Source organism: Cellvibrio sp. OA-2007 (assembly GCF_000953825.1).
In the GTDB taxonomy this organism is placed as follows: Bacteria; Pseudomonadota; Gammaproteobacteria; order Pseudomonadales; family Cellvibrionaceae; genus Cellvibrio.
On sequence record NZ_BBUL01000095.1, the window covers coordinates 147,408 to 163,293 of the forward strand.

13 protein-coding genes are annotated in these 15,886 nt (G+C 47.7%); 10 read left to right on the forward strand and 3 right to left on the reverse strand.

Translation table 11 applies throughout. The features are described 5' to 3' along the window. The first annotated feature begins 74 nt into the window (after nucleotides 1-74). Complete coding sequence (gene guaB / locus AWU77_RS16360; protein WP_062065653.1) at nucleotides 75-1,553, forward strand: IMP dehydrogenase; 1,479 nt, start codon at nucleotides 75-77, stop codon at nucleotides 1,551-1,553. A 108-nt stretch (nucleotides 1,554-1,661) separates the two neighbouring features. Beyond that, a complete protein-coding gene (gene guaA / locus AWU77_RS16365) occupies nucleotides 1,662-3,239 on the forward strand; it encodes a glutamine-hydrolyzing GMP synthase (RefSeq protein ID WP_062065656.1) in 1,578 nt (525 codons plus the stop codon). A gap of 106 nt (nucleotides 3,240-3,345) precedes the next feature. Here the strand turns inward: guaA and pgm are convergent, their stop codons facing one another. Next, nucleotides 3,346-4,986, reverse strand: a complete 1,641-nt coding sequence (gene pgm, locus AWU77_RS16370) for a phosphoglucomutase (alpha-D-glucose-1,6-bisphosphate-dependent) (RefSeq protein ID WP_062065659.1) — start codon at nucleotides 4,984-4,986, stop codon at nucleotides 3,346-3,348. Between the two features lie 157 nt (nucleotides 4,987-5,143). Here pgm and AWU77_RS16375 point away from each other — a divergent pair, with 157 nt between their 5' ends. Beyond that, on the forward strand, nucleotides 5,144-6,028 hold the full coding sequence (locus AWU77_RS16375; RefSeq protein ID WP_062065662.1) for a neutral zinc metallopeptidase: 885 nt from the start codon (nucleotides 5,144-5,146) through the stop codon (nucleotides 6,026-6,028). A gap of 82 nt (nucleotides 6,029-6,110) precedes the next feature. On the opposite strand, the gene AWU77_RS16380 is transcribed toward AWU77_RS16375, so the two are convergent. Further along, nucleotides 6,111-7,655 carry a LysM peptidoglycan-binding domain-containing protein gene (locus AWU77_RS16380; protein ID WP_084618500.1) on the reverse strand — a complete coding sequence of 515 codons (1,545 nt, stop codon included), beginning with the start codon at nucleotides 7,653-7,655 and terminating at the stop codon, nucleotides 6,111-6,113. Between the two features lie 276 nt (nucleotides 7,656-7,931). Continuing rightward, nucleotides 7,932-8,723 (reverse strand): hydroxyacylglutathione hydrolase, encoded by a 792-nt coding sequence (gene gloB, locus AWU77_RS16385; RefSeq protein WP_062065665.1) that lies wholly within the window; start codon nucleotides 8,721-8,723, stop codon nucleotides 7,932-7,934. Between the two features lie 152 nt (nucleotides 8,724-8,875). Between gloB and AWU77_RS16390 the strand changes: the two genes are divergently transcribed. From AWU77_RS16390 to msrA, 7 genes are all read left to right on the forward strand, one after another. After that, nucleotides 8,876-9,772 (forward strand): methyltransferase domain-containing protein, encoded by an 897-nt coding sequence (locus AWU77_RS16390; protein ID WP_084618501.1) that lies wholly within the window; start codon nucleotides 8,876-8,878, stop codon nucleotides 9,770-9,772. 28 nt (nucleotides 9,773-9,800) lie between these two features. Continuing rightward, on the forward strand, nucleotides 9,801-10,514 hold the full coding sequence (gene dnaQ, locus AWU77_RS16395) for a DNA polymerase III subunit epsilon (RefSeq protein WP_062065668.1): 714 nt from the start codon (nucleotides 9,801-9,803) through the stop codon (nucleotides 10,512-10,514). A 230-nt stretch (nucleotides 10,515-10,744) separates the two neighbouring features. Further along, the gene (locus AWU77_RS16400) at nucleotides 10,745-12,448 is read left to right on the forward strand and encodes a pilus assembly protein (RefSeq protein WP_238582499.1); all 1,704 of its coding nucleotides are present in this window, start codon (nucleotides 10,745-10,747) and stop codon (nucleotides 12,446-12,448) included. A 2-nt stretch (nucleotides 12,449-12,450) separates the two neighbouring features. Beyond that, on the forward strand, nucleotides 12,451-13,326 hold the full coding sequence (gene nudC / locus AWU77_RS16405) for an NAD(+) diphosphatase (RefSeq protein ID WP_062065671.1): 876 nt from the start codon (nucleotides 12,451-12,453) through the stop codon (nucleotides 13,324-13,326). Between the two features lie 27 nt (nucleotides 13,327-13,353). Then, the gene (locus AWU77_RS16410) at nucleotides 13,354-14,007 is read left to right on the forward strand and encodes a hypothetical protein (RefSeq protein ID WP_062065674.1); all 654 of its coding nucleotides are present in this window, start codon (nucleotides 13,354-13,356) and stop codon (nucleotides 14,005-14,007) included. 56 nt (nucleotides 14,008-14,063) lie between these two features. Next, nucleotides 14,064-15,146, forward strand: coding sequence for a protease SohB (sohB, locus tag AWU77_RS16415; RefSeq protein WP_062065677.1), 1,083 nt, complete (start codon nucleotides 14,064-14,066; stop codon nucleotides 15,144-15,146). A gap of 93 nt (nucleotides 15,147-15,239) precedes the next feature. Continuing rightward, nucleotides 15,240-15,881 carry a peptide-methionine (S)-S-oxide reductase MsrA gene (msrA, locus tag AWU77_RS16420; RefSeq protein ID WP_062065681.1) on the forward strand — a complete coding sequence of 214 codons (642 nt, stop codon included), beginning with the start codon at nucleotides 15,240-15,242 and terminating at the stop codon, nucleotides 15,879-15,881. Nucleotides 15,882-15,886 lie beyond the last annotated feature (5 nt).

A 15,886-nucleotide genomic window follows, 5' to 3' on the forward strand; every position in this document is an offset into this window, starting at 1 on the left:
TTTTTGGTTTACCGGAAGCCCCCAAGCCGCTATAATTTCGCGTTTATTTTTCCCCTGCTTTGAGGTTGGTTGGTATGTTGCGGATTGCTGAAGAAGCCCTCACGTTTGACGATGTTTTGCTGGTGCCCGGTTATTCCGACGTGACCCCCAAAGACGTGTCTCTGAAAACCCAGTTGACGCGCAAAATTCAATTGAATATTCCACTTATCTCCGCGGCGATGGATACAGTGACCGAATCGCGCCTTGCGATTGCAATCGCTCAGGAAGGCGGTATCGGCATCATCCATAAAAGCATGACTATTGAGCAGCAAGCGGCTGAAGTGCGCGCGGTTAAGAAGTTCGAAGCCGGTGTAGTAAAAGACCCAATCACTATCGACGCCAGCGCGACTATCCGCGATTTGATCGCCTTGACTCGCAAAAATAATATCTCTGGTGTACCGGTACTGAGCAAAGGTGATTTGGTTGGTATTGTGACCGGGCGCGATGTGCGTTTTGAAACCAATCTCGATGCTAGCGTTTCCAGCATCATGACGCCCAAAGAGCAATTGGTTACCGTTAAAGAAGGTGTGTCTGCCGAAGAAGTGCGCAACTTGCTGCACAAGCACCGTATCGAAAAAGTATTGGTAGTTAATGATGCGTTTGAGCTGCGCGGTTTGATTACTGTAAAAGACATCAACAAAGCCGAAAAATACCCCAACGCTTCCAAAGACCCTGAAGGTCGTTTGCGTGTAGGTGCGAGTGTTGGCACCAGCCGCGATACTGAAATGCGGGTTGATGCTTTGGTTGAAGCTGGCGTAGATGTACTGGTGGTAGATACTGCCCACGGCCACTCCAAAAACGTATTGGATCGTGTCCGTGCGATCAAAACCAAATACCCCGATGTGCAAGTGATTGGCGGCAATATCGCGACCGGTGCCGCAGCGCTCGCACTGGTGGAAGCCGGTGCAGATGCGGTAAAAGTAGGCATCGGCCCAGGTTCGATCTGTACGACTCGTATTGTAAGTGGTGTGGGTGTGCCACAAATTTCTGCCATCGCCAACGTGGTTGCAGCATTAAAAGGCACGGGTGTACCTGCAATTGCCGATGGTGGCATTCGCTACTCAGGTGATATTGCCAAAGCAATCGTTGCCGGTGCGCACGCGGTGATGATGGGTTCTATGTTTGCCGGTACTGAAGAGGCGCCGGGCGAAGTGGAGTTGTATCAAGGTCGTACCTACAAGGCTTATCGCGGCATGGGTTCACTGGGTGCCATGGCGCAAACCTCTGGTTCTAGCGATCGCTATTTTCAAGATGCAAGCCAAGGCGCTGAGAAGTTGGTGCCAGAAGGTATTGAAGGTCGCGTACCTTACAAAGGTTCATTGACTGCGATTGTTCACCAAATGATGGGCGGTGTGCGTTCAGCCATGGGTTATACCGGTTGTGCGGATCTGGAAGCAATGCGCACCAAACCTGAATTTGTGCGTGTTACATCTGCCGGTATGGGCGAAAGCCATGTGCACGATGTGCAGATCACCAAAGAAGCACCTAATTATCCAATCGGTGGCGGGCGTTAATCTCCGCTGCTAATACGCCAAAAAACTCGGGTAATGCCCGAGTTTTTCGTTTAAACGCAATTCATTTTTAGTTTTTCTTTTTCATTTTACTTTTGAGCAGGAACCAGCATGTCTCACGATATTCACGCACAGCGAATCCTTATTCTCGATTTCGGTTCACAGTACACCCAATTGATTGCGCGCCGCGTGCGCGAGATCGGTGTCTTTTCTGAAATCCGCGCTTGGGATATGAGCGAAGAAGAAATTCGCGCATACAACCCCAAGGGCATTATTCTCGCCGGCGGCCCTGAATCTGTGCATGAACTGAACTCGCCGCGCGCACCAGAAGTTGTGTTTACGTTGGGTGTTCCGGTGTTTGGCATTTGCTACGGCATGCAAACCATGGCCGAGCAAATGGGCGGCGCAGTTGAAGGCTCTAATGTGCGTGAATTTGGTTACGCACAAGTAAAGGTTCTGGGTGACAGTGCGATCTTTAAAGATATTAAAGATCATGTTGATCATGATGGTAATGCATTGCTGGATGTGTGGATGAGTCACGGCGATAAAGTGACCAAAATGCCCGCTGGTTTTGAAGTGCTTGCATCTACGCCATCTTGTCCGATTGCCGGTATGTACAACGAAGCGAAAAAATTCTACGGCGTGCAGTTCCATCCTGAAGTGACTCACACGCTGCAAGGTCAACGTATTTTTGAACATTTTGTTTTGCAATTGTGCGCTTGCGAGCCGCTGTGGACTCCGGCAAATATTGTTGAAGATGCAATTAACAAAGTGCGTGAACAAGTCGGTAGCGACAAAGTATTGCTCGGCCTTTCTGGCGGCGTGGATTCATCAGTTGTTGCCGCGTTGCTGCACAAAGCCATAGGTTCACAGCTCACCTGTGTCTTTGTCGACAATGGTTTGCTGCGCAAAAATGAAGGCGACCAAGTGATGGATATGTTCGCCAAAAACATGGGCGTAAAGGTGATTCGCGCCGATGCTCAAGATCAGTTTTTAAATAAACTGAAAGGCGAAAACGATCCAGAGAAAAAACGCAAAATTATCGGCGGCACCTTTATCGATGTGTTTGATGCAGAAGCCACCAAACTAAAAGATGTGAAATGGCTGGCACAAGGTACGATTTACCCTGATGTTATCGAATCTGCCGCCGCTAAAACCGGCAAAGCACACGTAATTAAATCACACCACAATGTGGGCGGTTTGCCCGAGGATATGGCCTTCAAACTAGTTGAACCACTGCGCGAATTATTTAAAGACGAAGTGCGCAAAATCGGTTTGGAATTGGGCTTGCCGTATGACATGGTGTATCGCCATCCATTCCCCGGTCCAGGCTTGGGCGTGCGTATTCTCGGTGAAGTGAAAAAAGAATACGCCGATATTCTGCGCGAAGCCGATGCTATCTTTTTGGAAGAGCTGCACGCTTCTGGTTGGTATCACAAAACCTCACAAGCCTTCGCCGTATTCCTGCCGGTGAAATCCGTTGGTGTAGTAGGCGATGGTCGCCGTTATGAGTGGGTAATCTCCCTGCGCGCAGTAGAAACTGTCGACTTTATGACCGCGCGCTGGGCGCACCTGCCATACGATTTGTTAGAGAAAGTTTCAGGCCGCATTATCAATGAAATTTCTGGTGTATCGCGCGTGTGTTACGACGTATCGAGCAAGCCGCCAGCGACGATTGAGTGGGAGTAACAAAAGGGAAGTGTTTTCTCTGCATTAATCATGAAATATTTGACGTACTAAAAGAGCGACCACTTTCTAGTGAGTGGTCGCTCTTTTTTGTGATATTTGGCAAAACCTACGATATTGCTTTATCCACAATCACTTGCGCTTCAGCAATTAATTGCTGAAGGTGCTCTTTTCCTTTAAAACTTTCCGCATAAATTTTATAAATCTCTTCCGTGCCCGATGGACGCGCAGCAAACCAACCATTTTTACTCATCACTTTAATGCCGCCAAAACCAGCATTATTGCCTGGCGCCTGAGTCAAAATGTTTTCAATTTTATCGCCAGCCAATTCGGTTGAGGTGATTTGTTCGGGTGATATTTTTGAAAGCGCTTTTTTCTGCGCAGTATTGGCAGGCGCTTCTACGCGAGCTTCAGCCGCATGACCAAATTCATCGGCAAGCAGCTTGTAACATTCGCCAGGGTCGCGGCCGGTTTTGGCTTTGATTTCAGCGGCAAGCAGTGACGGAATAATGCCGTCTTTGTCGGTAGTCCACACACTGCCATCAATGCGCAAGAACGATGCACCGGCACTTTCTTCACCACCAAAACCGAGTGAACCGTCAAATAAACCCGGCGCAAACCATTTAAATCCAACCGGGACTTCGTACAAGCGGCGGCCAATTTTTTGTGCAACTTTATCGATCATTGCGCTGCTGACCACAGTTTTACCAATGGCGGTATCGGCGCGCCATTGCGGGCGGTTTTGAAACAAATATTCAATCGCAACGGCGAGATAATGATTGGGCGGCAGCAAACCACAACTGGGCGTCACTATTCCGTGGCGGTCATGGTCGGCATCGCAGGCGAAGGCGACATCAAACATGTTGCGTCGCTCAACCATCCCTTGCATGGTGTACGAGGACGATGGATCCATGCGAATTTTTCCGTCCCAATCGGCAGTCATAAATGAAAAGGTTTTATCAACCGCAGTATTGAGGACTTTTAAATTGAGTTGGTAATAATCGGCAATCGCACTCCAGTAACTGACACCGGCACCACCAAGTGGATCGGCGCCCATGTGAATGTTTGCACCGCGAATGGCATCCATATCAATTACGTTAATTAAATCTCTCACATAGTATGTTACGTAATCGTGTTGATGGGTGTTACTTGCCTTAATGGCCTGGTGGTAATCCATGCGTTTTACATCGCGCAAATTATTTTCCAGCAGTTCATTGGCGCGCGCTTGCATCCAGTTGGTGATGTCGCTGTCGGCGGGGCCGCCGTTGGGTGGATTGTATTTAAAGCCGCCGTTATCGGGTGGGTTGTGCGATGGGGTGATCACTATGCCATCGGCTAAACCAGCGTTGCGCCCACGGTTGTAGGTGAGAATAGCGTGGGAGATCGCCGGTGTAGGGGTGTATTCACCACCTTTGGCGAGCATTAATTCCACGCCGTTGGCTGCCAATACTTCAACGGCACTGATTTGTGCTGGCTCCGAGAGCGCGTGGGTATCTATACCGAGATAAAGTGGGCCAGTAATACCCGCCTGTGCGCGGTAATCGCAAATTGCCTGACTAATCGCCAACACATGATTTTCATTAAAGCTGGTATTGAACGATGAGCCGCGATGACCGGAGGTGCCAAAACTGACTCGCTGTTCTGGGATTCCCACATCGGGTTTCTTGCTGTAATAGGCATCGATCAATTTAGGGAGATCCACCAGCAGATCTGCGGGTAAAAGTTGACCAGCCAGAGGGCTTGTAGTCATAAAAACTCCTTTGCGATTCGGTTTTATTGAGAAGAGGGCGTTATAGTAGCGCGCTTTGATTTCATTTAACTATATAAAGAGCATTCAAATAATAATCCAAACCAAATTAAGCCATTAGGTTAGACCAACAATATTAAATTCGATTAAAGGTAAAATTATGCGCTGGAAACAAGGTCGTCGCAGTAACAACATTGAGGATTTACGCGGTTCTGGTGGCCCATCAATGGCGATGGGCGGTGCGGGCGTTCTACTTCGAATTGTGCCGTTTTTGTTGCGTACAAAAGTAGGGCGCATTTTATTGCTGATCGCTGTGGTGGGGTACTTTGGGGCAAAATTTCTGGGAGTAGATTTATTACAGTTGGCAGCACCTTCTGCGAGTAGTTCAGGCTCCCAACAGTTATCCCCTAAAGATCAGGAGTTGGCTGATTTTGTATCGGTGGTACTGGCAGACACAGAATCCACCTGGCATCTCGAATTTAAAAAATTAGGGCTGACCTATCAAGAACCCAAGTTGGTTTTATTTCGCAACGCAGTCAACTCTGCCTGCGGTTATGCGCAAGCAGCGATGGGGCCGTTTTATTGTCCGGGCGATCAAAAACTCTATATCGATTTAGCATTTTATGAGGATATGAAAAACAAACTGGGCGCACCGGGTGATTTTGCCCAAGCCTATGTGATTGCACACGAGGTTGGGCACCACGTGCAAACCTTGCTAGGCACTTCGGCAAAAGTGAGGCAGGCGCAACAACAAGCCTCAAAAGCGCAGGCAAATCAGCTCTCGGTGAAGCAGGAGCTGCAAGCAGATTGTTATGCGGGAATTTGGGGTTATTACGCAGATACTGAGCGAAAAATGTTGGAGCAAGGCGATATTGAAGAGGCGCTCAATGCAGCCGCAGCGATTGGTGATGATAAATTGCAACGACAAGCGGGTGGGGCGGTTCGCCCTGAAAGTTTTACGCACGGCAGTTCCAAGCAGCGTGTGGAGTGGTTTAAGCGCGGTTTTGAACAGGGAAAAATAGAGGCATGCAATACGTTTAAATAAGACCTGCTGTTACCGCAAACTAAAAAGGCCAGTAATTACGCTGGCCTTTTTAGTTTGCGCTGATGCGCTAAGCATGAAGATGTTAATTTTTTGCGGTGAGATAAATTGTTAATTCTTGACCAGGATGAATGTAGCTTTCATCTTTTACTTTATTCCAGCTCAAAATATCTTTTTTAGATACATCAAATTTATTGGCGATTTTGTACAGCGTGTCACCGCTCTTAATTTGATAGGTAATTTTATTGTCTTTCTGGGTGGCGGCTGCATTCATCACCAATAATTTTTGCCCCGGGTTTAACTGGGATTTGGCTGACATGTCATTCCATTTCAGTAAATTGTTCACACTAGTCCCGTGTTTTTTGGCGATGGTCCAGAAACTATCACCTGACTTGATGGTGTAAAAGGTGCCAGTATTTTTTTGATCGCGCTGGGCGATTTCTTGCTCGGCTTGAATGGCATAGGGAGAATTTAATGGTGTTTGACCGGGAATACTTAGGCTTTGGCCGATTTTTAATTGGGTCGATTTTAAGTTATTGGCCGATTGAATGGCGGCAACGCTGGTTCCGAAACGTTTGGCGATCGCACCCAGAGTGTCGCCCGATTTTACTTTGTAATCTCCTGCAACCTGAATAGGTGTTATTTTGGGGAGTTTATCCAGGCTCAGGGTAAATTGTGCCGCATCGGCAACAGGAACCAGTAATTGATGTGGGCCGGTGGGGTCAGTAATCCATTTGTTGTAGCCAGCATTGAGGTTGCGCAGTTCTTTGGGGTCTATTTCCGCCATGCGCGCTGCCTGTGCAAGGTCGATGGGCGAGCTGACATTGACAGTGGTGAAGTAGGGATTATTTTCAATTTCTTCCAGCTCCAGATCGTATTTTTCCGGGTCGGCAATCACTTTGGAAAGTGCGAGCAGTTGGGGGACATAAGACTGGGTTTGCTGTGAAAGAGGCAGTGACCAAAAATCGGTTTTTTTGCCTTGTTTGCGGTTTTTTTCAATTGCGCGGCGGATTGTGCCTTCGCCTGCATTGTAAGCGGCGATGGTCAGCAACCAGTCGCCATCGAACATGGTGTTCAAGCGTTTGAGGTAGCGCACTGCCGCATCGGTAGAGGCGACTATATCGCGACGTCCATCATACCAATGGTTTTGTTTAAGTCCGAAATTGCGCCCGGTATTGGGCATAAATTGCCAAAAGCCCACCGCTTTGCTTGGGGAGGAGGCAAACGGGTTGTATGCACTTTCAACGATGGGCAATAGTGCCAACTCCATCGGCATACCGTTTTCACGTAACTCGTTGGCAACATAATAAAGATAGGGTTTGCTCTGTTCGGTTACCCGATCAAGATAGCGCTGATTGTTGGCAAGCCAACGAAGATTTTTATCGACCTTAGCGTCGCTGATATCCGGAAAGTCATAACCCTCGATAATCTCATCCCATAGATTGCCGTAGTCACCGGTATGCTCGCGCAGTTTTGCGCCCAGTTCGGACTCTTCAGGAGGAGTAGGTTCGGTTATGGAAGTCTCTGCGACAGGATTATCTACCTGCTTGAGCGTGCTACATCCAGGGAGAATGAGAAACCATGTGAAACAAATAAGTGGTAACAGCGCAGAGCGAATGGAATGATTCATAGGTCAATAGGGTCACTGTCAGAGGTTTTTTTCAGTCTTTGTAGGGTGAAAAAACCGGTTGTTTTTTGCCTTTTTATTTTTCGCGTTAGGACTTTCATCCTATTTATTCGTCAAATAACGGCTGCTTAGTGATTGCCTCTGCCCTTATTGGGGGCTGCGGATTTCGGATTCTAGGTGCAGGCGTCGTATCGGTCAACGCTTAATTCGGAATAACAGGCAACCTGTCACAACCCACTTGAGAGCTGGTCTGGGCTTTAAATTTAGGACTTATCCGATTTAGTTTGGCCAGTTATCTTTAATTAAACGCAATGCACCAAATATCTCTGCGGGAGTTCTCAGTAGTTGTTTTAAGCGATCTTCCGCGAAGATTCTGATGCCAGATTGTTGACAGCGTAAAAATGGATTTGTTCTTTTTTCCAGCAACATAGTTGAAGGGAGTGTAATAAGACCTTGTGCCCGTGCGTGCTGCACCCGTTCAAAACGAGCGCAGAGCTCGATATTGTCAGGCTCTACTGCAACTGCAAAAGCGAGGTTGGCTTGAGTATATTCATGGGCGCAATAGATTTGGGTGTCGTCAGGTAAGGCAGCGAGTTTTTGCAGCGAGTCCCACATGATTTCTGCAGTGCCGTCAAAGCGACGCCCACAGCCTCCGGCGAAGAGTGCATCACCACAGAACAAGAGCGGAGGGTGGTTACTGGTGCTATCGCAAAAATAAACTATGTGCTCCCAAGTATGACCAGGCACAGCAATTACCCTGAATGTGATACCGTCCAATTGCAGTACATCATTGTTGTTAAGGATGTGGGTTATTTGTGGAATTAATTCTGAGTCTGGTCCGTACACAGGGACTTGCCAATGCTCAAGCAAGGTTGTAATTCCTTGGGTATGGTCACGATGGCGATGGGTGACCAAAATAGCGCTGAGTTCAAGCTGGCTGCGAATGAGAAAATCCATCACTGGCGCGGCATCACCCGGGTCAACAACATAGACCGATGGGCTGCTCAAATCAGGGCGAATCACCCAAAAATAATTGCTGTCCAGTGCAGGAATAGGGGTAATAGTTAGCATAATCGTGCCTCATAAGAATCATGTTCTTATTCTACGCTTGCCAGGTCAGTTCTATGTAAAGCTAATTTGCCTTGGCGCTTGTGCTAGATTGTGGCGATCTTTATATATGTGTCTGGTACTGAGTGCTTGGGCGCAGGGAGAAAGAGTAAAAAATGCATCGTAAGTTGATAAAAACACCGCATCGATTACTGATCCGTTTTTCTGCAATCTGGAAAAAGCGCTTTGGGGTCTTGCCGATAAAAGAGTCAATTAATGATGTGACTGATTGGTTTGGGTCGCCACTGGGTAAAGCGCTGCTCACAGAGGAACAAGAGGCGATTGCTGATGGCTTGCAGTGTGTGTTTGGTTATCATCTGCTGCAGCTTGGCATCAGTGGCCGTTTGGATTTAACCACAGAGAGCCGCATTACTCACCGTTTTATATTGCATCCCCAACTGGATGATCATCAGACTACAACACCAGCACCCATTGGTGCATTGGTTGATTTCAATCACTTGCCTCTGGCGGCCGAATCAATCGATGCGGTGCTGCTGCATCACAGCCTCGATTTTAGCCAAAGCCCGCATCATCTCTTGCGGGAAGCGACTCGCATTGTAATCCCCAAAGGGCATCTGATTGTGGTGGGCTTTAACCCCTGGAGTCTCTGGGGTGTTTGCGCCAGTCTTGCCCGTATTGTTAAATCCCAGCCGCGCTGGCGCTTTCAATATTTGCGTTTGGGGCGATTAATCGATTGGTTGACCTTGTTAGACATGGAGCCGATTTCAGTTTACCAAGGTTTTTTCCGGCCACCTTGGCCGCAAGAGGGGGTAATTAAACATTTGCATTGGATGGAGCGCTGGGGTAAAAAGCTGCGCCTGCCTTGGGGCGGATTTTATATGGTGGTGGCACGCAAAGATCATATTCCTCTCACTCCCATCAAACCCGCCTGGCAGCGTTATCGCCCGTTGCGCGGTTTGGCTGTCACCCGAATTCTTGGCCCGGCACCGGGTATGGGGTTGCGCCTTCGCGCGCTATCGCCCTATACCTATAATGAAGACAACAGGGTTTAACACCCGCTTTAGATGAAGGCTTGGACAGATGCGGCAAATCGTACTGGATACTGAAACTACCGGTCTTGAAACCTCTCAAGGGCACCGGATTATCGAAATCGGCTGCGTGGAACTGTTTAACCGCCGTTTGACGGGGCGTCACTACCATCAATATATAAAGCCTGAACGCGAAATCGACGCGGGCGCGCAAGCTGTGCATGGCATTAGTAACGCTATGCTGGAGGATAAGCCGGTATTTGCGCGTATCGCCGATGAGTTTTTGCAGTTTATTGGCGATGCTGAACTGATCATCCACAATGCAGCGTTTGATATCGGCTTCCTCAACTATGAAATGAATATGCTGCGGCCAGGTTTTGGCAGTATCAGCGATCGCTGTCACGTCATCGATACCTTGCTAATGGCACGCGCCAAGCATCCCGGCCAAAAAAATAATTTGGATGCACTCTGTAAGCGTTACGGTGTAGATAACTCCCAGCGCGAGTTGCATGGCGCATTGCTCGATGCCGAAATTCTGGCAGATGTTTATTTGTTAATGACCGGTGGGCAGACTGCGCTATCGCTCGGCGGTAACCAATCCAAAAATGAAGACGGCGAAGACCAAAATGCACTACGCCGTCTAGCTACTGGTCGTAAACCCCTGCCAGTTATAATGGCTACTGAAGAAGAGCTGGAGCTGCATAATCAAAAATTAGCAGTGATTGCCAAGAGTAGTGGCGATAACTGTGTATGGTTGCGTGAGTAGTAGAATTGCCTGGCTACCATTTGGGCGTTCAGCAGAAAAAACACACAGAGCACATCGGTAACTGAGAGATGTTTGGCAAACTTCCCGCCTTGACCGCGCTAATTTGCACGGCGGCGGTGAAATAACGCCAAACATGGTATAGAGTCAATGTGATTTATATAAATTGCATGGCTAAGCTGCGTGCTATAGCCATGCCTTACCCGTTAAGTGACAAACGCCAGGATGTTATTGTGAGCACAACAGAAACCTTAAACCTTGCTTCCCTCAAAATGGTTCAGGACGAACTGGTTGCCACTATTGAGCAGTCGGCCATCCGATTAGAGCAGTTTTCACAAGATCGTAATAATGGCGAACTACTGCAAAGCTGTATTGATGGAATCAAACAAATACGCGGCATTCTGAGCTTAATTCAATTGCGCGGCGTGGACTTATTGGCTGAAGAATTGGTGGTTCACATCACTGATATCACCTTAGGTGAAGACGATAAAACCGATGCAAAATTAGAATTACTCACCTCCAGTTTTTTCATCCTGCCGCGTTATCTTGAATACTGCACCCAAACTGCACGCAGCATGGCAATGTTGTTAATTCCTCATGTCAATGAGTTGCGGCTTGCGCGTAAGGCAGCACCTTTGCCTGAAAGTTATTTTTATCCGCTGCCATCAGTAAAAGCGAACCGCGAATTGGTTTCCGCACAACAATTGCCGGAAGATTTGAGTGTATTAGTCCGTCGCTTACGCCACATGTACCAAACCGGTTTACTAAATGTGCTTAAAGGTGTGCAGGTCAAGGCCTCGTTAGGCATGATGACTCGCGCGTTGCAGCGGTTGGAATCTGCCGCTGCAGGCAGTGCGCTCAGTAATTTTTGGTGGCTAAGTGGCGCTACAGTCGGTGCCTTAGCTGAAAAAAATATGCGCATGACTAAAAGCCGAAAAATGCTGTTCAGTGCAGTTGAGCGCGAAATAAAACGCTTTCAATTCGAGGGCAATGCTGTTTTAGGGCGAGAGGTAGATCCGGCACTACAAAAAGAATTGATTTATCTATTGGCGCTCTCTCACTCAGATCAAGAACTTCCCAAAACTGTTTTGGCTGCTTATGGCGTATCGCCTTTAAGTTATACCGAGGCAGAACTCGCGCGCGAAATGGAATTCCTCAATGGCCCTAGCGCCAATACCATCAGCTCGATGGTAGCAGTGCTAACCGATGAGTTGCATAGCACTAAAAACATTCTTGAGCGCGCCGCGCAGGGTGGCGCGGAGCTGTTAAGTGAATCGCCCGAGTTGTTAGAGACACTAAAAAAAGTGGCCGATATTTTATCGATTGTCGGTTTGGTTTCGCCCAGTAACAGCCTTAAACAAGAAATTGAAAAAATTGCAGTATGGCAAGCGAATCACAGCCCGGTTACACCCGATGAGCTCTTAGTCGTTGCTGACACACTTTTGTATGTGGAAAGCACAATCGCCGGCTTAAATAACGCCAACCTTTCCGATGAAAAAGTTGCGCAAATTAATGCGCTTTCCCGCGATGCAGCTATGGCCAACAACCAAATTGCGGAAGCGGAAAAAATTGTTATCGATGAAGCAGAGGCCGGGTTATCGATGGTCAAACGGGCGCTTTCTGCATTTGCTGAATCCAATTACGACAAAGGTCATATTCGCAATATCACCGGAATTTTAGATTCGGTGCGCGGAGGCATGTTTCTGTTGGGCTTGCCGCGTGCGGCAAAAGTGTTGGCGGGATGTATGCGATTTGTCGATGAAGACTTGCTGGCGACTGATCAACATCCAGCAGTTCAGCATTTGTTGGAAACTTTTGCCGACGCAGTGATTAGCCTTGAGTATTATCTTGATGCGATCAAACTCGATAAAAATGCTGATACCAGTGTGCTGCAAATTGCAGAAGAAAGTTTGCAGGCTCTGGGCTACAACGTCTAATTATGTCTTTTCGCTTTGATCTTGCTTCATTTGAGTTTCATTCCTCCTCTGTAGCGCCGGTTGCCTCTCGCAACCGGCGTTTTATTATAGTCGCTGCATCGCCTAGCTATCGCTGTGACCAATTATTGTGTGACAGCGATGGGCATGTGTTGCTCGCTGCAGAATCCCATTCACTAGAGCTTGGTTTACCTATCGCCAGCGAGCATTACTTAGGTGTGCTCAATGGTGAGGATTTATGGGTTCTGGTGGTGAATGGTGGCACTGTGCCTGCTCAATACCAATGGCTCGGTCTGCGTTCGCAGTTAGAAATCGTTTCGGTTGAGGTATTTCAGTTGGCAGGGCGAGCACTGCAGGTTGCGCAATGGTTTTACGATCATCGCTTTTGCGGCCGCTGCGGGAAGGAAACCCATCAAGATCATGTCGACCGGGCTAAAATTTGTACTCCCTGTGAGTTGCGTTTTTATCCGCGTATATCGCCCTGTATGATTGTGCTTGTCAGGCGTGGCGAAGAAATTTTGCTCGCTCATCATCAACGTGCAACACGGGTGATGTACTCAACTCTGGCTGGATTTGTGGAGGCGGGTGAAAGTGTGGAGGACTGCGTGCGGCGCGAAGTTATTGAAGAGGTAGGGATTAAAGTGGGTAAGTTGGAGTACTTCCGCAGTCAGCCTTGGCCGTTTCCCGGGCAGTTAATGCTGGGCTTTTTTGCAGAATACGAATCTGGCGAGATTCAAATCGACCCAGTGGAAATTGTGGATGCGAAATGGTTCCGTTACGATCAGTTGCCTCAGACGCCAGCACCGGCTAGTGTAGCGGGGCAATTGATTGCGCATCACATCGAACACTTGCGTCAGATTCATCTTTACCATCGACAATAACAAGCTGATAACCCAGGTAGGACATGTATGATTTTTACCTTACTGACGATTTTTATTGGCCTTATTTCGGCCTATATTGCGTATAAATCGGTGACTGTGCTCTGGAAGAGCTCTTGGTTTGCTGGTTTTTGTCGCGGTATTTTTGGCTTGGCTCTATTCGCCGCTGCCGCATTGGTGGCACTCACCGCTTACGATGTTTATAGCTACAAACAGGTACTGCAAGAACAAGTGGTCGCCACGATTAATTTTGACAAGATTGAAGATCAGCACTATTTTGCGGTGCTCTCCGATAAAGATGGCAAAGAGCAGCGAGTAGAGCTGCGCGGCGATCAATGGCAATTAGATGCTCGCATAGTGAAGTGGCAAGGTTATCTCGCCAGCTTCGGTCTTAAACCTGCGTTCCGCTTGGAGCGTCTGAGTGGTCGGTATTACGATATTGAACAAGAAACCACTGCCAAGCGCACGGCCTATACAGTGCATAACAGTTTATATGGCGTGGATGTTTGGAGGATTTTTCACTCAAATCCACAATGGGTACCAGTAGTGGATGCGGTTTACGGCTCGGCTACCTATTTACCCATGAAGGATGGCGCCTTGTTTGAAATTAGCTTGTCTAATACCGGTCTGGTTGCGCGTCCCATCAACCAAGTTGCGCGAGAAGCTGTGGCAGAGTTTTTTTAATCTTATCGATGTTCAATTTATTTAATTATATTTAAAAGTAGTTTGGAGTTTACCCATTGGAATTTTTAACAGATTACGGTTTATTTCTCGCCAAAACAGTTACCTTTGTGGTTGCGGTTGGGGTCATTATTACGCTTGCGGTGTCTATGGGCGGGCGCAATAAAAAATCGGATAAGGGTCACATTGAGGTGACCAAGCTCAATGAAAAGTTTGATCATCTGCGCGATTCTCTGCGCGACGCCATGCTCGACGACGATGAATACAAAGAATTTGAAAAAGCTGAAAAGAAACGTTTAAAAGAAGAAAAAGCACAAAAGAAAAAGGCCGCAAAAGAATCCGCGTCAGTCAAAACTGATGAGTCTGCTGAAGCAGAAGCCTCTGTTAAAAAGCGGGTTTTTGTATTGGATTTTTATGGCGATATCAAAGCGTCTGAAGTTGAAAATTTACGCGAAGAAATTAGTACCGTATTAACACTGGCCAAACCGACCGATGAGGTCGTAGTGAAAGTAGAAAGTGGCGGTGGCATGGTGCATAGCTATGGCTTGGCATCGAGCCAATTGGCGCGCATCACCAGCAAAAACATCCCGCTGACAGTGTGTGTCGATAAAGTCGCAGCTAGCGGCGGCTATATGATGGCCTGTGTAGCGAACAAAATTGTAGCAGCTCCGTTTGCGATTCTCGGTTCAATCGGCGTAGTGGCCCAGTTGCCTAACTTTCATAAAATACTCAAGAAAAACGATATTGATTATGAAATGTTTACCGCCGGTGAGTACAAACGCACGGTGACTATGTTTGGTGAAAATACCGAAAAAGGCCGCGCCAAGTTTGTAGAAGAGCTGGAAGATACCCACGTACTGTTTAAGGAATTTGTTAGCTCGCACCGGCCACAAGTTGATGTAGTGAAAGTTGCTACCGGTGAGGTCTGGTTTGGTTTGCGCGCAAAAGATGTGAATTTAATTGATGAGTTGCAAACCAGCGATGAATATCTTTTTGCCCAAGCAGAGCACGCCGATATTTACGAAGTAGAATTTACCCACAAGAAAACCCTGCCCGAAAAATTGGGCTTCGCGGCACAGGCGGCAGTTGATAGATTGTTAATGACCTGGTGGGAGCGACTCAATATAAGCCGCTGGTTTTAAACAGCTATAAACATACGGTGCCTGAGGGCACCGTTTTTGTTTATGAGCTTATTATCTTCATTATTGCGTACAGTATTTTCACAGGAGCTGCGTATGATTTTTTCAACAACAAAACTGCAAATGCCCAGCCGCGAGCAGGCGCTAAGAGGGCGCAGCGATGCAATGCGAGTGGAAAATCAGCATGCAATTTACAATGCACCGATCAAACCGCCATTTCCCGATGGATTTGAATCGATTGTATTTGGCTTGGGGTGTTTTTGGGGTGCTGAGCGAAAATTTTGGCAGCAGCCGGGTGTGTACACCACAGCGGTTGGTTACTCGGCAGGTTATACCCCCAATCCGACCTATGAAGAAGTGTGCTCGGGATTAACAGGTCACAATGAGGTGGTGTTGGTAGTCTTCGACCCTAGTAAGATTTCACTCGGTATTTTATTAAAAGTATTTTGGGAATCCCATAATCCAACACAGGGAATGCGCCAAGGCAATGATCGGGGAACACAGTATCGCTCAGGTATTTATTATTTTAATGAAACGCAACGTGCGTTGGCTGAGCAGACAAAAGCGGCCTATCAGTTATCGCTGAATGAAAACAGTTTGGGTGAAATAACCACAGAAATTTTACCGGCCGGTGAATTTTATTACGCAGAGACCTATCACCAACAATATCTGCACAAAAACCCCGGTGGTTACTGTGGGCTGGGCGGCACAGGGGTCTGTTACGCGGGCGAATTTTAATCGCC